Origin of the sequence: Streptomyces sp. NPDC012888, from assembly GCF_042900645.1 — a bacterium.
Classification (GTDB): Bacteria; Actinomycetota; Actinomycetes; order Streptomycetales; family Streptomycetaceae; genus Streptomyces.
Genome location: NZ_JBIBBM010000006.1, coordinates 262,809 through 285,793, shown reverse-complemented (window position 1 = coordinate 285,793; position 22,985 = coordinate 262,809). Strand labels below are relative to the sequence as shown.

19 protein-coding genes are annotated in these 22,985 nt (G+C 74.7%); 4 read left to right on the top strand and 15 right to left on the bottom strand.

The window, feature by feature from the left end:
• Positions 1 to 71 precede the first annotated feature (71 nt).
• Positions 72 to 1,487 carry a PLP-dependent aminotransferase family protein gene (locus tag ACFY61_RS13595; RefSeq protein ID WP_389471001.1) on the bottom strand — a complete coding sequence of 472 codons (1,416 nt, stop codon included), beginning with the start codon at positions 1,485 to 1,487 and terminating at the stop codon, positions 72 to 74.
• A 47-nt stretch (positions 1,488 to 1,534) separates the two neighbouring features.
• Here ACFY61_RS13595 and ACFY61_RS13590 point away from each other — a divergent pair, with 47 nt between their 5' ends.
• On the top strand, positions 1,535 to 2,035 hold the full coding sequence (locus ACFY61_RS13590; protein ID WP_389470999.1) for a carboxymuconolactone decarboxylase family protein: 501 nt from the start codon (positions 1,535 to 1,537) through the stop codon (positions 2,033 to 2,035).
• Here ACFY61_RS13590 and ACFY61_RS13585 read toward each other — a convergent pair.
• The 6 genes from ACFY61_RS13585 to ACFY61_RS13560 all read right to left on the bottom strand — a co-directional run bounded on the left by ACFY61_RS13585 (position 2,025) and on the right by ACFY61_RS13560 (position 8,153).
• On the bottom strand, positions 2,025 to 2,942 hold the full coding sequence (locus tag ACFY61_RS13585) for a serine/arginine repetitive matrix protein 2 (protein ID WP_389470998.1): 918 nt from the start codon (positions 2,940 to 2,942) through the stop codon (positions 2,025 to 2,027). The two genes, ACFY61_RS13590 and ACFY61_RS13585, sit on opposite strands and share 11 nt — an antisense overlap.
• A gap of 384 nt (positions 2,943 to 3,326) precedes the next feature.
• Positions 3,327 to 3,713: a hypothetical protein gene (locus tag ACFY61_RS13580; protein ID WP_389470996.1), complete on the bottom strand. Its 387-nt coding sequence runs from the start codon at positions 3,711 to 3,713 to the stop codon at positions 3,327 to 3,329.
• Positions 3,700 to 5,454, bottom strand: a complete 1,755-nt coding sequence (locus ACFY61_RS13575) for a hypothetical protein (protein WP_389470994.1) — start codon at positions 5,452 to 5,454, stop codon at positions 3,700 to 3,702. The genes ACFY61_RS13580 and ACFY61_RS13575 overlap by 14 nt, the downstream gene beginning before the upstream one ends.
• Before the next feature lie 136 nt (positions 5,455 to 5,590).
• Entirely contained in the window at positions 5,591 to 6,580 is a 990-nt protein-coding gene (locus ACFY61_RS13570) for a malate dehydrogenase (protein WP_389470993.1), read from the bottom strand.
• A 315-nt stretch (positions 6,581 to 6,895) separates the two neighbouring features.
• Positions 6,896 to 7,303, bottom strand: coding sequence for a DUF3017 domain-containing protein (locus ACFY61_RS13565; RefSeq protein WP_389470991.1), 408 nt, complete (start codon positions 7,301 to 7,303; stop codon positions 6,896 to 6,898).
• Entirely contained in the window at positions 7,293 to 8,153 is an 861-nt protein-coding gene (locus ACFY61_RS13560) for a bifunctional methylenetetrahydrofolate dehydrogenase/methenyltetrahydrofolate cyclohydrolase (RefSeq protein ID WP_389470989.1), read from the bottom strand. Before ACFY61_RS13560 ends, ACFY61_RS13565 begins: the two co-directional genes overlap by 11 nt.
• A 287-nt stretch (positions 8,154 to 8,440) precedes the next feature.
• Between ACFY61_RS13560 and ACFY61_RS13555 the strand changes: the two genes are divergently transcribed.
• Positions 8,441 to 9,085: a hypothetical protein gene (locus ACFY61_RS13555; RefSeq protein WP_389470987.1), complete on the top strand. Its 645-nt coding sequence runs from the start codon at positions 8,441 to 8,443 to the stop codon at positions 9,083 to 9,085.
• A 78-nt stretch (positions 9,086 to 9,163) separates the two neighbouring features.
• On the opposite strand, the gene purH is transcribed toward ACFY61_RS13555, so the two are convergent.
• Both purH and purN read right to left on the bottom strand, forming a co-directional pair.
• The gene (gene purH, locus ACFY61_RS13550; protein ID WP_389470984.1) at positions 9,164 to 10,729 is read right to left on the bottom strand and encodes a bifunctional phosphoribosylaminoimidazolecarboxamide formyltransferase/IMP cyclohydrolase; all 1,566 of its coding nucleotides are present in this window, start codon (positions 10,727 to 10,729) and stop codon (positions 9,164 to 9,166) included.
• Complete coding sequence (gene purN / locus ACFY61_RS13545) at positions 10,726 to 11,349, bottom strand: phosphoribosylglycinamide formyltransferase (RefSeq protein WP_389470981.1); 624 nt, start codon at positions 11,347 to 11,349, stop codon at positions 10,726 to 10,728. The genes purH and purN overlap by 4 nt, the downstream gene beginning before the upstream one ends.
• 214 nt (positions 11,350 to 11,563) lie before the next feature.
• Between purN and ACFY61_RS13540 the strand changes: the two genes are divergently transcribed.
• Positions 11,564 to 12,190: a hypothetical protein gene (locus ACFY61_RS13540; RefSeq protein ID WP_389470979.1), complete on the top strand. Its 627-nt coding sequence runs from the start codon at positions 11,564 to 11,566 to the stop codon at positions 12,188 to 12,190.
• A gap of 402 nt (positions 12,191 to 12,592) precedes the next feature.
• Here the strand turns inward: ACFY61_RS13540 and ACFY61_RS13535 are convergent, their stop codons facing one another.
• Positions 12,593 to 14,173 carry a DUF6350 family protein gene (locus ACFY61_RS13535; RefSeq protein WP_389470976.1) on the bottom strand — a complete coding sequence of 527 codons (1,581 nt, stop codon included), beginning with the start codon at positions 14,171 to 14,173 and terminating at the stop codon, positions 12,593 to 12,595.
• A gap of 110 nt (positions 14,174 to 14,283) precedes the next feature.
• Between ACFY61_RS13535 and ACFY61_RS13530 the strand changes: the two genes are divergently transcribed.
• Positions 14,284 to 15,798, top strand: a complete 1,515-nt coding sequence (locus ACFY61_RS13530; protein WP_389470973.1) for a helix-turn-helix domain-containing protein — start codon at positions 14,284 to 14,286, stop codon at positions 15,796 to 15,798.
• A gap of 134 nt (positions 15,799 to 15,932) precedes the next feature.
• Here ACFY61_RS13530 and sucD read toward each other — a convergent pair whose 3' ends face one another.
• The 5 genes from sucD to ACFY61_RS13505 all read right to left on the bottom strand — a co-directional run bounded on the left by sucD (position 15,933) and on the right by ACFY61_RS13505 (position 22,985).
• Entirely contained in the window at positions 15,933 to 16,817 is an 885-nt protein-coding gene (gene sucD / locus ACFY61_RS13525; protein WP_389470971.1) for a succinate--CoA ligase subunit alpha, read from the bottom strand.
• A 23-nt stretch (positions 16,818 to 16,840) separates the two neighbouring features.
• Positions 16,841 to 18,019 carry an ADP-forming succinate--CoA ligase subunit beta gene (sucC, locus tag ACFY61_RS13520; protein WP_389470968.1) on the bottom strand — a complete coding sequence of 393 codons (1,179 nt, stop codon included), beginning with the start codon at positions 18,017 to 18,019 and terminating at the stop codon, positions 16,841 to 16,843.
• Positions 18,020 to 18,227: 208 nt separating this feature from the next.
• The gene (locus ACFY61_RS13515) at positions 18,228 to 19,442 is read right to left on the bottom strand and encodes a VWA domain-containing protein (RefSeq protein WP_389470966.1); all 1,215 of its coding nucleotides are present in this window, start codon (positions 19,440 to 19,442) and stop codon (positions 18,228 to 18,230) included.
• A gap of 109 nt (positions 19,443 to 19,551) precedes the next feature.
• The gene (locus ACFY61_RS13510) at positions 19,552 to 21,882 is read right to left on the bottom strand and encodes a DUF5682 family protein (protein WP_389470964.1); all 2,331 of its coding nucleotides are present in this window, start codon (positions 21,880 to 21,882) and stop codon (positions 19,552 to 19,554) included.
• Positions 21,879 to 22,985, bottom strand: coding sequence for an AAA family ATPase (locus tag ACFY61_RS13505; RefSeq protein WP_389470961.1), 1,107 nt, complete (start codon positions 22,983 to 22,985; stop codon positions 21,879 to 21,881). The genes ACFY61_RS13510 and ACFY61_RS13505 overlap by 4 nt, the downstream gene beginning before the upstream one ends.

Here is a 22,985-nt window from a genome sequence, read left to right as displayed (position 1 = left end):
AATTCCGGCCCGCACCCCGGCCCGCGGCCACGCGAGGGCCCGTCCGGCCGGCCGCCCCGGCTCGGCCCGGGTCAGGGCAGGGCTGCCGAGAGCGCGGCCAGCGTCGGGGTCCACGCGCTGTCCGGGGGCGTGCCGTAGCCCACGACCAGCGCGTCCCGCTCCGGCATCTCCGTCTCCGGGTGCCGGAACTGCGCCATCCCGTCCAGCGCCAGACTGTGCCACGCCGCGGCCTGCAGCACCGACCGCTCCGTGCCCGACGGCAGGTCCAGCACCGCGTGCAGCCCCGCCGCGATCCCGGACACCCCCACCCGTCCGCCCACCGCCGCGACCAGCTGGTCCCGCCGCCGGCGGTACCGCAGCCGCATGCCGCGCACGTGCCGGTCGTACCCGCCCGAGGTGATGAACTGCGCCAGCGTCAGCTGGTCCAGCGCGCCGCAGGTCCAGTCGATGCCGCCGCGCGCGGCGAGCACCTCGTCCAGCAGTGCGGGCGGCAGCACCATCCAGCCCAGCCGCAGCCCCGGCGCCAGCGACTTGCTGGCCGTGCCGAGGTACACCACCCGGTCCGGGTCCAGGCCCTGGAGGGCGCCGACCGGCTGCCGGTCGTACCGGAACTCGCCGTCGTAGTCGTCCTCCAGGACGAGCCCGCCGGAGGACCTCGCCCAGTCCACCACCGCCGCCCGACGCTCGGGCGTCAGCGCCGCCCCGGTGGGGAACTGGTGCGCGGGGGTCAGCAGGACCGCTCCCGCGCCCAGCGCGTACAGGTCCGGGGTGCGGGCGCCCGCCCCGTCGACCGTGAGGGGCCTGGTCCGCAGCGACTCGGCGGTCAGCAGGTCCCGGTGGATGTGCAGGCTGTACGCCTCCACCGCCACCTCCCGCACCCGCCGGGCCCGCAGCACCCGCGCCATCAGCATCAGCCCGTGCACGAAGCCCGCGCACAGCACGATCCGCTCGGGGTCCGCGTACACACCCCGGGCCCGCGCCAGGTACCCGGCGAGCGCCTCGCGCAGCTCCACCCGCCCGCGCGGGTCGCCGTACCCGAACGCCTCGTTCGGGGCCTCCGCCAGGGCCTTGCGGGCGGCGCTCAGCCAGGCCGCGCGCGGGAACCCGCCCAGGTCCGGGGAGCCCGGCAGCAGGCTGTACTGGGCGGCGCCCTGCCGGGCGGGCCGCCGTACGGGCGCGGCCGCGGGCCGACGCGGCCTCGCCCGCGGGGCGACCCGGGTGCCGGAGCCCTGCCGGGCCGTGAGCCAGCCTTCGGCGACCAGCTCGGCGTAGGCGTCGGCCACGGTGTTGCGGGCGATGCCGAGGTCGGCGGCGAGCGACCGGGAGGACGGCAGACGTGTCCCGGGCGCCAGCCGGCCCCCGCGCACGGCCTCGCGCAGCGCCTCGGCGAGGCCGGCCCGCAGGCCGCGTCCGGCGGCCGGCTCCACGTGCAGGTCGGCGCCGAGACCGGTCGCGCCGGCCGGCGGATTGGCCCAGGAATCCGTCATGGACATGGACCATATCGGTGGGCTGCCCGCGCCCTACGGTGGAACGCATGACGACGGAAGAGAAGCCCGCCTACGCACCCGAGATCCCCGCCCGCATGAAGTGGCACCAGGTGGTGCCCGAGGTCTACAAGGCGATGAACGCCCTGGAGCTCGCGGCCCGCAAGGGCCTGGACCCGGCCCTGGTGGAACTGGTCAAGCTGCGCGCCTCGCAGGTGAACCACTGCGGGTTCTGCATCGACATGCACTCCAAGGACGCGCTCGCCGCCGGCGAGAGCGTGGAGCGGATCGTGCAGCTGGCCGCCTGGGAGGAGTCGCGGCACTTCTACACCGAGAAGGAGCTCGCCGCCCTCGAACTGACCGAGGCCGTGACCGTCCTGACGGACGGGTTCGTCCCGGACGAGGTCTACGAGAGGGCGGCGAAGCACTTCGACGAGGCCGAACTCGGGCAGCTGATCGCCGTGATCGCGACGATCAACGCGTGGAACCGGTTCGGGGTCACCACCCGCATCCCGGCCGGCCACTACCGCCCGGGCATGCTCAAGCACTGACCCGGAACGCCTCCAGCGCGGCCGTCAGGTCCTGCCGGGTGACGGTCCACTCCCCGGCGGGTCCGGCGGCCAGCAGGGCCCACTTGCCGCCGTCGTCGGCGACGAAGACCCGCTCGACGCCGCGCCGGCGCCCCTTGGACTCCTCGCTGTCGTACTCGTAGACCAGCTCGGCGGCGCTCGGGTCCCCGGGGGCCGGGCCGACGCTGATCTCCCGGTAGTTCGGGGTGCCCTTGCGGAGTCCCCCGGACGCCGCACGGACCGCTTCGAGCGGGGTGAGGTCCGGCTCGGTGACCCGGAAGACCTGGATCAGCGCGGTCCGGTCGGGCGAGCGGTAGAAGACCCCGTTGGCGGAGTCCTCGCGGGTCCAGCCGTGCGGGACGGCCAGGGTGAAGCCCGCCGGGTCGGTGACGGTGTCGTGGCGCCGGCCGTCGGAGCCGTCGGAGCCGTCGGAGCCGTCGCCGCCGGGCGAGGGCGTGACGGGCGCGGACGTCGGCGCGGACGTCGGTTCCGACGGCTCCGACGTCGGCCCGGGCGCCGGCCCGGATTCCGTACCGGGGGTGGTGGGCGCCGCCGAGACGTTCTCCCGGCCCTCGGGCCGCGGTGCGCCGTCTCCCGGTACGAGCCACACGGCGGCGGCGCCGAGGGCGACGGCCGCCACGGCCACGCCGGCCACGACGGGCCCCAGCCGCCGGCCCCGGGGGTGCGGCGGAGTGCCCCCGCCGCCGGGGGCGGGAACCCGCCACAGCGGCTCGGCGGCCGGTGCGGTGACGGGCGCGGCCGGTGCCCACCAGGCCGGTGCGTCCGGTGCCGGGCCCGCCGTGCCGGAGCCGGGGGCGGGGGCGGGCGGCGTGGCCGGTGCTTCCGGCGGCACGACGGCGCCGCCCGGCTGGGCCGGAGTGACCCACACCGGCCCAGCCGGATCCGGACCCGCCACACCACCACCCGAACCGGCCGGGCCGGCCACACCCCCACCAGAACCGGCCGGGCGGGCCGAACCCGTGCCGCCGGGACCGGCCTCACGAGCCGCACCCGCGCCGGCACCGGCCGCGGCCGGGCCCTCCTGCGCCCCCGCATCCGGGGCCTCCGGCACCGGGACGCCGGGAGGCCGCGCGGCCGGGCCCGGAGCCGAAGCCGGACCCGGGCCCGTACCGCCCCCCGCCGGGGGCATCGGCAGCGGGTCGTGGGGCGGGACGGCCGGCTGGGGCGGGGTCGCGGCATCGGGGGCGTCGGGGGCGTCGACCCATCGCTGGGTGCGCGGGTCCCAGCGCGGGGAGCCGGGGGAAGCCACGCCTCAGCCCCCCAGCATGCCGAGCAGGCCGCCCAGCGCGGCCGCCGCGCTCACCGACTCGACCAGCGGCGCCCACCGCTCCAGCGCGCCCCGCAGCCGGGTCAGCACGCCGGGACGGACGTCCTCCGCGTCCTCCAGGTCGGCCGCCGCCCCGTCCAGCTCGGCGTCCAGCGCCGTGCGGTCGGCGCTGCGGGGCAGCCGGACCAGGGCGGCCCGCAGGTCCAGCACCGCCTCCAGCAGCTCCTCACGGCCGGGCCCGTCGGCGTCCCGGCCGCCGTGGTGGTGGGTGACGCTGTTGGTGTTGTTGCTCCCGCCGATGCTGAACGCGCTCCCGCTGACGTCGCCGAAGGTCACCGCCGGCTGTCGCTCGTCCCGGTCATTTGCCGCCATTGGCTCCGCCCTTCCCCCTGGCCGTCCGGCCGACGTGGTTGCTGTGCCCTGAACCGCCCACGCTGAACGCGCTGTTGTTCACGGACTGGATGAACACTCCGCCCTCGGCGACGTTGACCGCGCGCTCGGCGAACTCCTCCGTGTGCCAGCCCGCTTCGTGCAGGGCTTCGACGACACCGGCCACGACCCGGTCCTGGATGGTCTTCAGGTACCGGTCGAGGTCCATGAGGTGGAAGATCGTGCCGTTGTCCTGCGAGGCCAGCTCCCGGACCGAGGCCCACGGGCCCTCGGGGCGGGCGCCGCCGTGCCCGCCGGTGACGATCCGCCACCAGCTCGCCAGGCCCCTGGACAGGGTGAGGACGGACGCCGTGAACGAGCCGGGGGTGTGGGCGACGGCCCACACGGCCTTGCCGAACCAGTGGTTGTCGAGGTGGCGGCGCGCGTCGGCGTCGGCGTTCAGGAACGCCACCGGCAGCGGCAGCAGCACGTGCGGGGCGACCTCCAGCATCAGCATGCCGCCCTGGGTGTGGACCCGTACGAACACGGTGACGACCAGGTTCTCGTCCCAGCCGCCGACCCGGACCCGCAGGAAGTGGCGGCGCAGTTCGCCGCCCTCCTCGACGGCGGCCGCCCGGTGCTCGGCGAAGGCCTGGGGGTGCACGGGAGCGGCGTCCCGGTGCGGCAGCCCAGCGGCGGGCAGGAACACGCACTCCTCGATGACCAGTTCCCGCAGCCGGTCCATGACGGCGGCCTGGGCCTCGGCGGACCCGTGCGGGGAGGGCACCCGCAGCCGCTGCAGCCGGGGCACGATCTTCCCCAGGATGTGGGCGTTGTCGAGCGGCGTCGGCTTGCGGTCCGGCCCCAGGTCGGCGCGCGGGCGCAGCTCGACGGAGAGGTGCCAGGGCCGGAAGGGGTCGCCGGCGCCGCACAGCGGGTCGTTGATGTCGTAGACGACCAGCGGGGACCACTGCTCGTTGCGGATGCGGCGGCGGATCCGCTCGTGGCGGGCGTTGGGGGTGGCCTCGGCGGGGTCGGTGGCGTGGTCGGCGTACCGGCGGGGCGCCAGCTCGGTGGCGATGGTCTTCGCGACGTGGCCGCGCTGCAGGGCGACGACGGTGACCAGCGCGGCGAAGACGGCCGCGACGCCCCACAGCAGGGCGGCGCTCGCGAAGGCGAAGTCGGAGGAGCCGTACGAGGACCCGTAGGAGGAGCCGTACGGCGAGCCGTAGGAGGGCTCGGGGGTGACCATCTCGGCGAGGAAGCCGAACATGCCCGCGCCGAAGCCGAGGACGGCGAGCAGCACGGTGGCCAGTACGGCGACGGCGTAGATCCGCACCACGAGACCGAGGAACCTGAGCAGGCCGGAGTCGCGTCCGCGGAGCCACCGGGCGAGGCTCAGGAAGAGGAACGGCACGAAGAGGAAGAGCAGCACGCCGCCGGTGAGCAGGAAGCCGACGAACCAGGTGCCGAGCACCGCGGCGGCCCAGCCGAGTTCGGCGCGCCGGGCGCGCAGGGCGTGGGCGAGCACGCGGGCCGCGTCGAAGCCGTAGGAGGGGGCGGCGATGCGCTCCTCGTGGACGTACAACTCGTCGATGACCCGGTCGCGGTAGCTGCCGTCTATGTAGGTGCCCGCGCACAGCAGGCGTCCCGCCTCGCTGACGGAGGGGTGGACGGGGGGCCGGCCGTTCCGCGGATCGTCCCAGGCGCCCGAGGGCTGGGAGGGGATGGGGATGTCGGTCACCGACTGACCTTATTTTTGCCCTACATGCAGGGACAGGCGGTTTTACGCCAAAGCGCCCCGGCCGGGTTTGGCGGGGGCGCTTCGGCGCGTTCGGACCGGCGGTGCTGATCCGACGCCGTACCGGGTCGGCCGGGGATCAGATCAGGCCGAGCTCACGGACCGCGTCGCGCTCCTCGACGAGCTCGGCGACCGAGGCGTCGATGCGGGTGCGGGAGAACTCGTTGATGTCCAGGCCCTGGACGATCTCGTACTTGCCGTCCTTGCAGGTGACCGGGAAGGACGAGATGAGGCCCTCGGGGACGCCGTAGGAGCCGTCCGACGGGATGCCCATGGAGGTCCAGTCGCCCTCGGCGGTGCCGTTGACCCAGGTGTGGACGTGGTCGATGGCGGCGTTGGCGGCGGAGGCGGCGGAGGACGCGCCACGGGCCTCGATGATCGCGGCACCGCGCTTGGCGACGGTCGGGATGAAGGTGTCGGCCAGCCACGCCTCGTCGTTCACGACCTCGGCGGCGTTCTTGCCGGCGATCTCCGCGTGGAAGATGTCCGGGTACTGGGTCGCGGAGTGGTTGCCCCAGATGGTCAGGCGCTTGATGTCGGAGACGGCGGCACCGGTCTTGGCGGCCAGCTGCGAGATCGCGCGGTTGTGGTCCAGGCGGGTCATCGCGGTGAAGCGCTCGGCCGGTACGTCCGGGGCGGCGGCCTGGGCGATCAGGGCGTTGGTGTTGGCCGGGTTGCCGACGACGAGGACCTTGATGTCGTCCGCGGCGTTGTCGTTGATGGCCTTGCCCTGCGGCTTGAAGATGCCGCCGTTGGCGGAGAGCAGGTCGCCGCGCTCCATGCCCTTGGTGCGGGGGCGGGCGCCGACCAGCAGGGCGACGTTGGCGCCGTCGAACGCCTTGTTGGCGTCGTCGGTGATCTCGATGCCGCGCAGCAGCGGGAAGGCGCAGTCGTCGAGCTCCATGGCGGTGCCCTCGGCGGCCTTGAGGCCCTGCGGGATCTCCAGGAGTCGCAGGTTGACCGGCACGTCCGCGCCGAGCAGGTGGCCGGAAGCGATGCGGAAGAGCAGCGCGTAACCGATCTGGCCGGCGGCGCCGGTGACGGTGACATTCACGGGAGTGCGGGTCATGGCCTTCTCCGTTAGACAGCTGGCGGTGGGGCGGCGTCCCTGCCCCGTAGTGGGCAGGCTATCCGACCGGGGGAGGGCCCGACCCCCGGGTCCGTGTGGTACGCCGCACACGTCGCCCGGGGTTCGAAGGCGAACGGCCCCCGCCACCTTGCTCCACCTGGAACATCGGCCGGGCGCGGCGCCCTTCGGGCGGGCCGGCCCGGGGGAAGTACGGGCCCGGGCGACTTGACGGACCGTGCCGTGGCGGCGCGTCCCGGCACGCCGCAACGGGCCCGACAGGGGCCCGGCCGGGGCCCGCAACTGGCCCGCCACGGCTCAGCGGACGATGAACCGGACGGTGCTCTCCAGGAACGGGACCTCCAGCAGCGGCCGCGGCTCCATCACCAGGGACAGCAGCGTGATCGCCAGCCCCAGCACCCCGTACGTGGCCACGTCCGTGAACCGGGACCGGACCGCCAGCATGCCCACCGAGGGCAGCGCCTGACGCAGCAGCGCCGCCACGACCAGCGCCACGCCGATGGTCAGGCAGCCGACGCGGGGGTGCCCCAGCGCGGTGAGCAGCAGCCCGACCGCGGTGGCGGCGAGCACGCTGAGCATCGGCCACTGGCGGGCCGGTGCCGGCGCGTCGCCCGGCGCGGCGCGGCCGCCGCCCTCGGGCCGGGCGGTGTCGCGGGTGACGGACGGGAACCGCCGGGACCTCCGCTCCGGGGACTCAGGCCGCACCGGACGCCCGTTCCGCCGCCTCGACCACGTTGACCAGCAGCTGGGCGCGGGTCATCGGGCCGACGCCGCCGGGGTTGGGGGAGATCCAGCCCGCGACCTCGGCCACGCCGGGGTGCACGTCGCCGACGATCCTGCCGCTCTCGTCGCGGCTGACGCCCACGTCCAGGACGGCCGCGCCGGGCTTGACGTCCTCCGGCTTGACCAGGTGCGGGACGCCGGCGGCGGCCACGACCACGTCCGCCTGGCGGAGCAGCCCGGCCAGGTCGCGGGTGCCGGTGTGGCAGAGCGTCACGGTGGCGTTCTCGGACTTGCGGGTGAGCAGCAGGCCGATGGACCGGCCGACGGTGATGCCGCGGCCGAGGACCACCACGTGCGCGCCGTTGATCTCCACCCCGTGGTGGCGGAGCAGCTGGACGATGCCGTACGGGGTGCAGGGCAGCGGACCGGGCTCGTTCAGGACCAGCCGTCCGAGGGACATCGGGTGGAGCCCGTCGGCGTCCTTCTCCGGGTCCATGAGCTCCAGCACCCGGTTGGTGTCGATGCCCTTGGGGAGCGGGAGTTGCACGATGTAGCCGGTGCAGGCGGGATCGTCGTTGAGCTCGCGGATAACCGCCTCGATCTCGTCCTGGGTGGCGGTGGCGGGCAGTTCGCGCCGGATGGACTCGATGCCGACCTCGGCGCAGTCCTTGTGCTTTCCGTTGACGTACCAGCGGCTGCCCGGATCGTCCCCCACCAGGAGGGTGCCGAGGCCGGGGACGACGCCACGGGCCTTGAGCGCCTCGACGCGGGTGGTCAGTTCGGACTTGATCGCGGCTGCGGTGGCCTTGCCGTCGAGAATCTGGGCGGTCATGCACCCATCCTTCCGGATGGACCCGTCCCGGTTCCAGTCGGCCGACCGGGGTGGCGCGCGGGCGGCCCGGTACGGCCCTCCCGTGATGTCCCGGAAGTGTCCGTGACGAGTTGCACTTGCACAACGACAGTCCGAACGGGGTGCGGCACGACTGGACAAGGGCGAGCGGATCGGACCACGATGACGGCGATAGTGCCGCGGGCAGTGCCGGGGGGCGGACCGCACTCACGAAAAGCTCCTCCGCGTGCGAGCCGCGCGTCCCCGCACTCCACGGAGGAACACCCCATATGAGCTTCGGCGATCCGAACAATCCGTACGGGCAGCCGGCCCCGCAGGGCCAGCCCGGTTACGGCTACCCGCAGCAGGCCCCGCAGGGCGTCCCGCAGCAGCCCGGTTACGGGTACCCGCAGGCGGGCATGCCGGCCTACCCGGCGGGCCCGGCGGGCGGCTACCCGGGTGCCCCGGTGCCGATGCCGGGCGGTGTCACCGCGGCCCGCGTCATCCTGTTCATCCAGGGTGGTCTGCAGGCCCTGGTCGGCGTGCTCGTCCTGCTCGTCGGCGGCGTCTTCGCCGCGGCCGCCAGCGACTCCTCCTCCTCCGAGGCGGCGGGCCTGGGCGCGCTGGCCGGCGGCGTCGCCGTGGTGGGCGGCCTGATCCTGATCGGCCTGTCGCTGTGGCCGATCCTGACGGCCGCCAAGATGGCCAAGGGCCGCGGCGGCGTCCGCGTGTCCGGCATCATCTACGGCTCGATCCAGGCCCTGTTCGCGGCCCTCAGCATCCTGGCGAACCTGGTCGCACTGGGCGAGGGCGGCACGGCGGCCGGCGGCGCCGTGTTCTCCATCATCCTGACCCTGATCTCGCTGGGTCTGGGCATCTGGACCATCGCGGGCCTCTCGAGCTCGGCGGCCGGCGCGTACTTCCGCCGCCCGTAATCCCTGCCGTCCGCTCACGGCGAAGGCCGCGCCCCGCAGCGATGCGGGGCGCGGCCTTTTCGTGCGCCGGGGCCGGGCTCAGTGGAAGAAGTGCCGGGTCCCGGTGAAGTACATGGTCACGCCGGCCGCCTTCGCGGCCTCGACCACCTGCTCGTCGCGGACCGATCCGCCGGGCTGGACGACGGCCTTCACGCCCGCGGCGGTGAGGATCTCCAGGCCGTCGGGGAACGGGAAGAACGCGTCCGAGGCCGCGTACGAGCCCTGGGCGCGCTCCGCGCCGGCCCGCTCGACCGCCAGCTTCGCCGAGTCCACCCGGTTGACCTGGCCCATGCCGACGCCGACCGAGGCTCCGTCCTTGGCGAGCAGGATCGCGTTGGACTTCACGGCCCGGCAGGCCTTCCAGGCGAAGGAGAGCTCGGCGAGCTCCGCCTCCGACAGGGCCTCGCCGGTGGCGAGGGTCCAGTTCGCCGGGTCGTCGCCGGCCGCCTGGAAGACGTCGGAGTGCTGGAGCAGCACGCCGCCCGAGATCGGCTTGAGGTCGCCCGGCTGGTGCGGGGTGCCGTCGACCTTGAGCACGCGGATGTTCTTCTTCCTGGCGAGGACCTCCAGGGCGCCGTCCTCGTACGCCGGGGCCGCGATGACCTCGGTGAAGATCTCGGCGACCTGCTCGGCCAGCTCGACGGTGACCGGGCGGTTGACGGCGATCACGCCGCCGAAGGCGGACAGCGGGTCGCAGGCGTGGGCCTTGCGGTGGGCCTCGGCGACGTCGGCGCCGACGGCGATGCCGCACGGGTTGGCGTGCTTGATGATCGCCACGCACGGCCGGTCGTGGTCGTAGGCGGCCCGGCGGGCGGCCTCGGTGTCCACGTAGTTGTTGAAGGACATCTCCTTGCCGTGCAGCTGCTCGGCGTTGGCCAGGCCGCCCGGCTGCCCGTCGGTGTAGAGGGCGGCGCCCTGGTGCGGGTTCTCGCCGTACCGGAGGGTCGCCTTGCGCTCCCAGGCCCCGGCGAGGAACTCCGGCAGCGCGGCCTCGCCCTCGGTCTCCGGCGCGTACGCATTCGTGAACCAGGAGGCCACGGCCACGTCGTAGGCGGCGGTGTGCTGGAAGGCCTCGGCGGCCAGCCGCTTGCGGGCGGTCAGGTCGAAGCCGCCGGACTGGACGGCCGCGAGGACGTCGGCGTACCGCTCGGGGCTGGTCACCACGGCCACCGAGGGGTGGTTCTTGGCGGCGGCGCGGACCATGGAGGGGCCGCCGATGTCGATCTGCTCCACGCACTCGTCGGGGGTGGCGCCGGAGGCGACGGTCTCCCGGAACGGGTACAGGTTCACGACCACGAGGTCGAACGGCTCGACGCCGAGCTCGGCGAGCTGCTCGCGGTGGCTGTCCAGGCGCAGGTCGGCGAGGATGCCCGCGTGCACGCGGGGGTGCAGGGTCTTGACCCGGCCGTCGAGGCACTCGGGGAAGCCGGTCAGCTCCTCGACCTTGGTGACGGGCACCCCGGCGTCGGCGATCCGCGACGCGGTCGACCCGGTGGAGACCAGCGAGACGCCGGCCGCGTGCAGCCCGCGCGCGAGGTCCTCCAGCCCGGTCTTGTCGTACACGCTGATCAGCGCCCGGCGGATGGCCCGCTGCGTGGTGGTCACTGGATCGTTACCTTTCGTCCCTCGATGCGGTAGCCGTGCCGGGCCAGTCGCCCCACGACGTCGACGAGCAGCCTGCGCTCGACTTCCTTGATGCGCTCGTGAAGAGCGGCTTCGTCGTCCTCGTCCCGGACCTCGACCACACCCTGGGCGATGATCGGACCGGTGTCCACGCCGGCGTCCACGAAGTGGACGGTGCAGCCGGTGACCTTCGCCCCGTAGGCGAGGGCGTCGCGCACCCCGTGCGCGCCGGGGAAGGCCGGCAGCAGGGCGGGGTGGGTGTTCACGAACCGCCCGCCGAACCGGGCCAGGAACTCCGGACCCACGATCTTCATGAACCCGGCGGACACGACGAGGTCGGGTTCGTGCGCGGCGGTGGCGGCGGCCAGGGCCCGGTCCCACTCGGCCCGGTCGGCGTACGCCCCGACCGGGCACACGAACGTCGGGATGCCGGCCTTCTCGGCCCGCTCCAGACCGGCGATGCCCTCCCGGTCGGCGCCGACGGCGACGACGCGCGCGCCGAACCCCTCGGGCCCCTGGGGGTGGGAGTCGATGGCATCGAGGAGGGCCTGGAGGTTGGTGCCGGATCCGGAGACCAGCACGACCAGGCGGGAGGCGGCCATGGGGGCCCTTTCTCGCGACTGCTTCTTATGCGATCGTACGAAACTCCGGGCCCACGATTTACGGGGAACCATACGAAGCCTCCGACCGCCTGCAACGATACCGGCACACCGGACGGCCCCCGAGGGACGGTCCCCCGGCCGCGGGGTAGCGTCTGGCGTACAACGCGAACACCGTCACGTACTGGCCCACACCACAGGGGAAGAAACGCACCCGATGCCGGACCGCCGTCAGTCCTCCACCCCGCAGCCGCCCGCGTCGCAGGGCGGCGACGACAACCCCTTCGCGGCGCCCCCGGAGGGGCGACCGGACCAGCCGTGGCAGCCGCGGCAGCCGCGGAGCGGCGCGGACGGTGAGCAGCGGTCCGGCGGCGGCTCCGGGGGCGGCTCCGGCAGCGGCTCCGGCGGGCCGGCCCGCTGGGACCCGACGGACCCGGTCCAGCGCCGGGCCCGCTACGCGCTGCTCGCGGGCATGTGGGGCTTCTTCTTCGGCCTGTTCGGCATCCCGTCGATGGGGCTGCTGCTGGGCGCGCTGGCCCTGTACTGGGGCGTGAGCGCGCTCCGGGGAAAGCCGAAGCCGGCGGCCGGCGTGGAGCCGGGCGGGACGGCCGGCGGCGGCCTGGCCGCCCTCGGCCCGGCGGCCAGGCCCCAGCGGACGGCGGCGGTCAGCGGCCTGGTGACGGCCTCGCTGGCCGTACTCCTGGCGATGGGCTCGTACACGCTCCAGATCGTCTACAAGGACTTCTACGTCTGCCGCGAGGACGCCCTCACGAAGACGGCGGAACTCAAGTGCAACGACGAACTCCCCGACCCCCTCCGCAACGTCCTGGGCGTCCAGAAGTAACCCCCGCCCAAGCGCCCCGCACCCCGAAGCGGCGACCGCACTCCAAATGACGCAGCACCGGCCTGCCCGCCGGGCGGAATGCCGCGCAGCGGCATTTCAAGCCCGAGCGGCGATTGAGCGGGCCCGACCAAGGCTCCGCCCGAACACGCGGGGCGCCGCCCCGCAGCACGCGCCTCGAACGCCGGCGAGGCAGGAAGCGCCGGGCCACAGCACGAAGCGGGGCCGCACTTCCAGCCCGAGCGGCGATTGAGCGGGCCCAGCCGGGGCGCCGCCCCGCAGCACGCGCCTCGAACGCCGGCGGGGGCTGGACAGCGCGGCCCCGGCTTCCGGAGCCTCGCCGGCGACTGAGGCGTTTCGGGAAGGGGCGGGGTGGGGGACATCGCCCGCGCAGCGAACCCCCCGCTAGGACGGCCGGTCCCGCCGCGCCAGAACCCGCGCCCCCGCCACCCGCGGCGACAACTCCGCCCCCGCACGGACCCCACCTGACCCCGCCTCGACAACCGGCTCCCCCGGCGGGGCCACCCCCGGCGAGGCGCCAACCGGCGACGCGCCAACCGGCGACGCGGCAACCGCCCCGGCACCCTCCGACGCGGCCGCCGACGCGACCGCCACCGCGGCCGGGGGCGCGGCCCCTGCGACCGGGGTCGGTGGTACGACCAAGGGCCCGACCAGCGGCTCCGCCGCCCCCCGCAGCGCCGCCCACCGAACCTCCCGCACCCCACTGTCGTGCCAGTCCTCCCCACCCTCCGGCGGCTCCGCCGCCCCCCGCACCGGCCGCGTCCGCCACCCCTGCACTCCCACCGCGACCGGCACCGCGAACACCGCCGTCCACACGGCCGCCGCCGCCCCCGTCGACCACCACACCGGCCCGAACTCGGCCAGCGCCCCCGTGCCGAGCGGCCCGCCGGCCAGGTACGCCAGTACCGCCATCAGCACCCCGCACACCAGCGCCCCCAGACCCGCCGTCAGGGCCGTCTCCCCGTACGAGACGTCACGCGCCCGGCGTACCGCGAACCGGCCGACGACCAGCCCCGCCACCACCGGCACCAGCAGCGCCGCCCAGGTCGCCGGCGAGCCCGGACCGGCCGGGGGCAGCGCCGCCAGCAGCGGGAACAGCGGCAGCGCGGGCGCCCCGGAGAACGCCAGCGGCGTCGCGGTGGCACCCGCGCCGAGCGCGAACCCCGGCCCGAGCCCGTACGCCGCGCCCCACACCACCGCGTTCGGCACCAGCGCCAGCGCCAGCAGCAGCACCGCGAACCGCCCCGACCACACCCCCGTCAGCTGCACGAACGAGTTCTGCACCGCCGCGCCGTGCCACACCAGCGAGGCCCCGGTCAGCAACGCGCCGCCCCCGAGCAGGGCCAGCACCCCCGCGCCCCCCGCGCGCAGCGCCAGCTCGTAGCGGGGGCGCGCGAGCATCCGCCGCACGCCCGCGGGCAGCCAGGCCGGCTGCGCGGCCCACACGCCGCCGGCCGCCGCCAGCGCCGCGACCAGGGGGACGTGCCAGGCCGCGCTGAGCGGGTGCGCGGACAGCGGGCCGCCCGCCGCGTAGGCGGTGGCGCCCGCCCCGACGACGAGGTAGCCGCACGTCACCGCGGAGAAGACGGCGCTGCCCGGCAGCCCCCCTTCGTCGACCGCCAGCCGGGCCGCCCGCCGGATCAGCACCACCGGAAGGGCCACCAGCAGCAACGGCGTCACCCCCACCGGTGCCGGCACGCCGGACAGCGTGTCGTACCTGATCAGCTCCGTCCCGTGAGCGAGCAGCCACACCCCGGCGGCCACGTGCAGCGCCCCGCCCGGACCGCTGTCCGGGTACGGGGAGCTGATCCAGAGCACCATGACGAGCACGGCCAGCGAGCCGAGCCCCAGTCCGGCGGCCATCGCGCCGCCCAGCACACATGCGGCGGCGGCCGAGGTCCGGCGCCGTCCGCCAACCTGCCCGTCCGTCGGCAACGACGTCCCGCGTTCGGTCACTTGGGTCACGAGGCCATGGTCCCAACGACACGCGCTGGGGGCGCGTAACAGGCGAATGACCGTTGTGTCGCCCAATATACGGTTATGTACTTTTTCGCCCAGACCTGCCGGGGTGTGGCATGACCCAGAGTGTGGACACGGCCATGGAGCCGACTGCCCTCCCGTCGCCCAAGGAACGCCGCAGGCTGCGCGAGGCCGCCCAGCTGACCCTCGAACAGGTCGCCGAAGCGGTGGGCGTCACGGCCACCACGGTCCGCTCGTGGGAGGCCGGCCGCACCGAGCCCCGCGGCCGTACGCGCGAGGCCTACGCCGAGCTGCTGGCCGGCCTCGGCCGTGCGGCGGAGGGCTCCGGCACCGGCACCGAACCGGGCCCGGGGGCCGGGCCGCCCACCGAGTCCACCGGCACCACCACCGGCACCGCCCCGCGCGTGTCGGGCGGCGTACGGGCCTTCACCAAGGGCGGCGCGGGCCGGGCCGCACCCGCCGGGACCCGCCCGAAGTCCGCGGCCAAACGGGCCTCGAAGCCGCCGGCCGCCCCACACCCGGCCGGTTCGCGCGGTGCCCCGGCCGGCACCACGGGCTCCCCGCACCGCGACACGTCACGGACCGGCCCCGACGGCCCTCCGTCCGCCACCCCGGCCGACGGCACGTCACCCGACGGGACGTCATTCGACGGCACGTCACCCGACGGGGCGTCACCCGAAGGCACCGCACCGGACACCCCATCAGCCGAAGCCCAGGCCCCGGCCCCGGCCCCGGCCCCGGACGGCGCAGCGGGCCAGGCCCGGCCGGACGCCCCCCTCCCCCGCGCCGACCGCCCCACCACCCCCGCCGAGGCCTTCGACGTCCTCTACGGCCACACCGCCCCCGCCCTGGCCCGCCAGGCCTACCTGCTCACCGGCCACCGGGGGCTCGCCCACGAGGCCGTCGAGCGGGCCTTCCAGCGCGCCTGGGCCCAGTGGCCGGCCGTGGCCACCGACCCCGACCCGGTCGGCTGGGTCCGCGCCGCCGTCCACGAGTACGCGCTCTCCCCCTGGCACCGGTTCCGGCGGGTCCGCCGGCATCCCGGCCGGGCCCCGGCCGACCCGGCCGACCGCGCCCTGCTCGACGCCCTGCTCGCGCTGCCCGCCGCGTACCGCCGCACGGTCCTGCTCTACGACGGCGTCGGTCTCGACCTGCCCGACACCGCCGCCGAGACCGAGGCCACCACCCCCACCGCCGGCATCCGGCTGCTGCACGCCCACACCGGCCTGGCCGCCCGGCTGCCCGAACTGGAGGGTGTGCCGCCGGACAAGCAGTCCGCGGTCCTGCACGAACGGCTCGGCTCCCTCATCCCGGCCGTCCGGCTGGAACCACGCCCCGCCAGGGCCGTACGGGCGTACGCGGAGTACCGCGCCCGGTTCTGGAGCCGCGCGGCCATCGGTGTGACCACGGCGATCGCGGTGGCCGCCGCGTACACCGCGGTCACCGCACCGGACCACTACGAGCCGCCGATCGCCCCGGGCCACAACGTCGCCGGCGTGCCCCCGCACAAGGGGCCGGAGCAGCTGACCGAGGCGGACCGGCAGCTCCGGGAGAAGCTCCGCTCGGAGCCTGCCCCCGGCCCGGAACGCCTGGTCCCGCGCACCGACTGACCCGGCCGCGGACGCCGGACACGGACACGGAGACGGAGACGGAGACGAGACCAGACGGCACGGGCGCGGCCCGCACCCGGAGTGGGTGCGGGCCACGCCCGTGCTTCCGCTGCTGCGGCGAACCGTCCGGCAGGTCAGCCGTTCAGGATCGCGCGCGCCAGCTCGGCGGTCTCGGTCGGCGTCTTGCCGACCTTCACGCCGGCGGCCTCCAGGGCTTCCTTCTTGGCCTGTGCGGTGCCAGAAGAACCGGACACGATCGCGCCCGCGTGGCCCATGGTCTTGCCCTCGGGGGCGGTGAAGCCCGCGACGTAGCCGACGACCGGCTTGGTGACGTTCTTCGCGATGAAGTCCGCCGCACGCTCCTCGGCGTCGCCGCCGATCTCGCCGATCATCACGATCAGCTCGGTCTCCGGGTCGGCCTCGAAGGCCTCCAGGGCGTCGATGTGCGTGGTGCCGATGACCGGGTCGCCACCGATGCCGACGGCGGAGGTGAAGCCGATGTCGCGCAGCTCGTACATCATCTGGTAGGTCAGGGTGCCGGACTTGGACACCAGACCGATCTTGCCGGGCTTGGTGATGTCGCCCGGGATGATGCCGGCGTTGGACTGGCCGGGGGTGATCAGGCCGGGGCAGTTCGGGCCGATGATCCGGGTCTTGTTGCCCTTGGCGGTGGCGTACGCCCAGAAGGCGGCGGAGTCGTGCACCGCGATGCCCTCGGTGATGACGACCGCGAGGGGGATCTCGGCGTCGATGGCCTCGACGACGGCGGCCTTGGCGAAGGCCGGCGGGACGAAGAGGACGGAGACGTTGGCGCCCGTCTTCTCCATCGCCTCGGCGACCGAGCCGAAGACCGGGACCTCGGTGCCGTCGAAGTCGACGGTGGTGCCGGCCTTGCGCGGGTTGACGCCACCGACGATGTTGGTGCCGTCGGCGAGCATCAGCTTGGTGTGCTTCATGCCCGTGGCACCGGTCATGCCCTGGACGATGACCTTGCTGTCCTTGTTGAGGAAGATAGCCATGGTGAGTCTGTGACCTCGTCCCTTTACTTCGCAGCCGCGAGCTCGGCGGCCTTGTCGGCCGCGCCGTCCATGGTGTCCACGCGCTGCACCAGCGGGTGGTTCGCGTCCGACAGGATCTTGCGACCCAGCTCCGCGTTGTTGCCGTCGAGACGGACGACGAGCGGCTTGGTGACCTCTTCGCCCTTGTCCGCGAGCAGCTGGAGCGCCTGGACGATGCCGTTGGCGACCTCGTCGCACGCGGTGATGCCACCGAAGACGTTGACGAAGACCGACTTGACGTCCGGGTCGCCGAGGATGATCTCGAGACCGTTGGCCATGACGGCGGCGGAGGCGCCACCGCCGATGTCGAGGAAGTTGGCGGGCTTCACGCCGCCGTGGTTCTCACCCGCGTAGGCGACGACGTCCAGGGTGCTCATGACGAGACCCGCGCCGTTGCCGATGATGCCGACCTCACCGTCGAGCTTGACGTAGTTGAGGCCCTTCGCCTTGGCCGCGGCCTCCAGCGGGTTCGCCGCCGCGTGGTCCACGAACTCCTCGTGGCCGGGCTGGCGGAACTCGGCGTTCTCGTCGAGCGAGACCTTGCCGTCGAGGGCGATGACCTCGCCGGAGGCGACCTTCGCGAGCGGGTTGACCTCGACCAGGAGCGCGTCCTCGGCGATGAAGGTCTTCCACAGGGTGACGAGGACCTCGGCGACCTTCTCGGCGACCTCGGCCGGGAACTTCGCCAGGGCGACGATCTCGCGGGCCTTCTCGATCGTGACGCCCTCGTTGGCGTTGACCGGGACCTTCGCGAGCTTCTCGGGGGTCTCCTCGGCGACCTGCTCGATGTCCATGCCACCCGCGACCGAGGCCATGGCCAGGAAGGTGCGGTTGGTGCGGTCGAGCAGGTAGGAGACGTAGTACTCCTCGAGGATCTCGGGAGCGGTCTCCGCGATCATCACCTTGTGGACCGTGTGGCCCTTGATGTCCATGCCCAGGATGTCCGTCGCGCGGGCGACGGCCTCGTCCGGGGTGGCGGCCAGCTTGACGCCGCCGGCCTTGCCGCGGCCGCCGACCTTCACCTGCGCCTTGACGACCGACTTGCCGCCCAGCCGCTCGGTCGCCTCGCGGGCCGCCTCAGGCGTGTCGATGACTTCACCGGCCAGCACCGGTACACCGTGCTTGGCGAAGAGGTCCCTCGCCTGGTACTCGAACAGGTCCACGCGCGTCCGTCCCTTGTCTTTTAAAGATTCGCAGTGTTCGCGGTTGTCTGCGTGGGCGTGCCGCGAGGGCAACGTGACGGCGCTGTCACAGGGGAAGCGCACACGGTGACCGTGGACGCGGCATGTCCGTCCGGCAGGTTATCCCCGTGGGACACAGGTCCCTAAATCGCAGCTCACACGAGAGCGGTGATACCTGTCACAGATCCCCTCACGGTTGAGCTGGAGATTCGTGTGATCCGACCATTTCCTTCTTCTCCAGCGCGGCGGCCATCACGTCGGGGAAAAGGTCCGGCGTACAGGCGAACGCGGGGGCTCCGAGGGCCGCGAGAGCGGCCGCGTGTTCCCGGTCGTAGGACGGCGCGCCCTCGTCGGACAGGGCCAGCAGGGCCACGAACTGCACTCCGGACGCCTTCATCGCCGCGACCCGCTTCAGCATCTCGTCGCGGATCCCGCCCTCGTAGAGATCACTGATCAGGACGACGACGGTGTCGGCGGGCCGGGTGATCCTCGACTGGCAGTAGGCGAGGGCGCGGTTGATGTCGGTGCCTCCGCCGAGCTGCGTACCGAAGAGGACGTCGACCGGATCGTCCAGCTGGTCCGTCAGGTCCACGACGGAAGTGTCAAACACGACGAGGCGGGTGGCGATGGACCGCATCGAGGCGAGGACCGCGCCGAACACCGAGGCGTAGACGACGGAGGCGGCCATCGAGCCGGACTGGTCGATGCAGAGGATGACCTCCTTCTGCACCGACCGGCTCGCGCGGCCGTAGCCGATCAGCCGCTCGGGCACCACGGTGCGGTGCTCGGGCAGGTAGTTCTTCAGGTTCGCCCGGATGGTCCGGTCCCAGTCGATGTCCCGGTGACGCGGGCGGCTGATCCGCGCCGACCGGTCCAGGGCTCCGGTGAGGGTGGCCCGGGTACGGCTCGCCAGCCGCTGCTCCAGCTGTTCGACCACGCGGCGGACCACCGCCCGGGCGGTCTCCCGGGTGGTCTCCGGCATCGCCTTGTTGAGCGACAGCAGGGTGCCCACCAGGTGCACGTCGGGTTCGACGGCCTCCAGCATCTCCGGCTCCAGCAGCAGGGAGGCCAGCCCCAGCCGGTCGATGGCGTCACGCTGCATCACCTGCACCACCGGGCTGGGGAAGTACTCCCGGATGTCGCCCAGCCAGCGCGCCACCGACGGCGCCGAGCCGCCCAGCCCCGCCGACCGCTCGCCGGAGCGCCGGCCCGTCCCGGCCGGGCCCCCGCCGTACAGCGCGCCGAGCGCGGCGTCCATCGCGGCGTCCCGCCCGGCCAGCGCGCGGCCGGTGCCCTCGCCCTCTCCCCCGCCGAGCACCAGGCGCCACCTGCGCAGCCGCTCGCCGTCCGGTCCCTCCGGCGATGCCGCTGCCGCGTCCGCCCCTGCCACCGTCGCCGCCGCCATCCGTCCGTCCCCCTCGTGTCGTCGTGTCGTGGTGTCGTCGTGTCATGCCGTGCCGTGTCGTGTCGTGCCCTCTCGTGCCGGCCTCCGCCGCCCCGTGGCGGGGGTCCGGTCAGGCCGCCGCGCCGAGCAGCAGCCGCACCAGCGGCAGCACCGCGTCCGCGCGGGCCGGGTCGAGGTCCGGCGCGAAGCCCTCGGGCCCGCTGCCGGCGCCGGCTCCCGTACGGCCGGGGCCGCCCGGTCCGCGGCGGACCAGCTCGCCCAGGGTGCGCCGGACACCCGGCTCGTACGCCCCGAACGTGCGCCGCAGCAGCGGCAGGACGTCGGTGAAGGCGCCCGCCGGCACCTGAGTCAGCCAGGCGTCGATCAGCGCGAGCAGCCCCTCGTCGTGGACGAGCAGGGTGCCGCCGCCCGAGCCGCCTCCGGCGAAGCCCTCGATCCAGCCGGCCGCGTCGGCCGGCGCGGCCGCCCGGGACAGGGCCAGCCCCATCAGCCGGGCCGTCTCCGCGTGTTCCAGCCGGCCCTCGTCCAGCAGCAGCCGCACGGCCCGGCCGCGTATCGCCCCGGGGACCGTGTCCCGGCCGGCCAGCGTGCGCAGGACCGCCGCCCAGCGGTCCCGCAGCCCCTGTCCCCCGGCGCCCGCGCCACCCGGCTGTCCCTCCCGGTCCGCGGCCAGCAGCCCGATCGCCCCGTGCACGGCGTCCACGTGCGCCCGGAGCTCCGCCGCGCCGTCGGCGTCGAGCCCGGCCGCGCAGGCCGGTGGCAGCGCCACGCAGATCCGCTCGGCCAGCCCCGCCGCGACCGTGCCCAGTGCGGCGGTGTCGGTGCCCCGCACGTCGCCGTAGCGCAGCGAACGCGCGAGCGCCGGCAGCGCCTTCGCCAGGCCGGCCACGTCGGTGTCCAGGGCTGCCCGGTCGGCGAGCGCCCGCAGTACGGCGGGCAACGCCCCGGCCAGACCGGCCAGCAGACACCGCTCGGCCAGCGCGGTGACCGCGCCGAGCTCCGGCGCGGCGGCCGCGTCGGCCTCCGCCCTGGCGGTGGCGGCCGCGTGGACCGTGTTGCCCCAGACGGCGGCCTCGGCCACCCGCACCGCGAGCTCCGGCTCCCAGCGCAGCCGCCAGGTCTCACGGAAGGTTCCGGTGCTGCCCCGGGAGGCCGTGGGCACGCCCCAGTCGACTCCCAGGAGCCGCAGCCGGTGCAGCAGCAGGCTGCGGGCCGCGTCGGTGTCCTTGCGCAGGTCGAGTTCGAGTTCGCGTTCGTCCGCCGCGGGCTTGAGCCGCAGTGAGCGCTGGAGGCGGGTGAGGTCGCGCTGGAGCGGCACGGCCGGGGCGGTGTCCGGGACCTCGCCCAGTACCTCCCCGACGACCAGCCGGTCCTCGATCAGCGCGAGCGGCACGTCCGAGCCGTCGCACATCACGGCACGGGCCGCCTCCAGGGTCTCGGCGAGGCCCGCCAGGGGACGGCCGCGGACGGCCGCGAGGGTCTCGGCGAGCCTGACCGCCTCGATGACGTGGGCCGAGGACACCTGACGGTCCTCCGCGCGGAGCAGACCGGCGATCCGGGTCAGCCAGCGCTCCACCGGCCGGTCGGGCGCGGCGAACAGGTGCGCGTACCAGCCGGGGGAGGCGATACCGGCGCCGTAGCCGCCGGACCGGGACAGCCGGCGGTGGGTCCACGGCACCCAGGCGGTCTCCACCTTCACCTTGGGCAGTCCCGCGAGCAGGGCCCGGTCGGCGGCGACGGTGGTCCTGGCGCGCAGCGCCGGGACGTGCCAGGCGCCGCACACGACGGCGTAGCCGGGGCCGAACTCCCGCCGCGCGGCCCGCATCCGCTGCCGCATGTGCGCCTCGCGGACCGGGTCCCGGGGGTGTCCGCCGTCCCCGTAGGCCTCGCGGAGGGCGGTCATGGCGTCGGCCAGGGCCTCGAAGGGGGCTGTCGGCCCGGCGGGACCGGCGGCGCGGTGCTCGACCACGTCCTCCCACCACCGCTCGGGGTCGTCGTAGCCGGCGGTGTCGGCGAGGACGGCGAGCGGGTCGAGCCGCAGCCGCTCGCGGTCCGGTTCGCCGGCCGCCTCGGGGTCGCCGGCCGCCTCGGGGTCGCCGGGCCCGGCCGGGGCCAGGGTGTGGGCGGCGGGCAGGTCGATGAACCTGACGGGTACGCCGGCCTCCTGGGCCCAGCGGATGGCGACCCATTCGGGGGAGAACCCGGCGAGCGGCCAGAACGCGGCCCGGCCCGGGTCGTCCGCCGCGTGCGCGAGCAGCGCCACCGGGGGGCGCATGTCCGGGTGGGCGGCGAGCGGGAGCAGCGCGTCCCCCTCGGGCGGGCCCTCGATCAGCACCGCCGCCGGCCGGGCCGCGTCGAGGGCGGCCCGTACGGCCCGGGCGGAGCCGGGTCCGTGGTGCCGTACGCCGAGGAGCAGCGGCTCCGGACCGGCGGTGCTCATGCGGTCACCTCGCGGCAGGCGCGGTAGAAGTCCTTCCAGCCGTCCCGCTCGCGGACGACGGCCTCCAGGTACTCCTGCCAGACGACCCGGTCGGCGGCCGGGTCGCGGACGACGGCGCCGAGGATGCCGGCGGCAACGTCGGAGGGGCGGAGCACGCCGTCGCCGAAGTGGGCGGCGAGGGCGAGGCCGTTGGTCACCACCGAGATGGCCTCGGCGGTGGAGAGGGTGCCGCTGGGCGACTTCACCTTGGTGCGCCCGTCGCCGGTGACGCCCTCGCGGAGTTCGCGGAAGACGGTGACCACCCTGCGGATCTCGTCCAGTCCCTCGGGGGCCCGGGGCAGGTCCAGGGCCCGGCCCATCTGGTCGACGCGGCGGGCGACGATGTCGACCTCGGCGTCGGCGGTGGCGGGCAGCGGCAGGACCACGGTGTTGAAGCGGCGGCGCAGCGCGCTGGAGAGCTCGTTGACCCCGCGGTCGCGGTCGTTGGCGGTGGCGATGAGGTTGAAGCCGCGGACCGCCTGCACCTCCTCGCCGAGCTCGGGGACGGGGAGGGTCTTCTCGGACAGCACCGTGATCAGCGAGTCCTGTACGTCGGCCGGGATCCGGGTGAGCTCCTCGACGCGGGCGGTCATGCCCTCGGCCATGGCGCGCATGACGGGACTGGGGACGAGGGCCTCGCGGCTGGGTCCGTGGGCGAGCAGCCTGGCGTAGTTCCAGCCGTAGCGGATCGCTTCCTCCGGGGTGCCCGCGGTGCCCTGCACGAGCAGGGTGGAGTCGCCGCTGACGGCGGCGGCCAGGTGTTCGGACACCCAGGTCTTGGCGGTGCCGGGCACGCCGAGCAGCAGCAGGGCGCGGTCGGTGGCCAGGGTGGTGACGGCCACCTCGACGATGCGGCGGGGGCCCACGTACTTGGGGGTGATCACCGTGCCGTCGGCGAGGGTGCCGCCGAGGAGGTAGGTGGCGACGGCCCACGGGGAGAGCTTCCAGCGGGCCGGCCTGGGCCGGTCGTCCTGGGTGGCCAGGGCTTTCAGTTCGTGGGCGAAGGCGTCCTCGGCGTGCGGTCGCAGCGCCTCGGTCCCGGTGACGTTCTCGGGCGTGGTCAT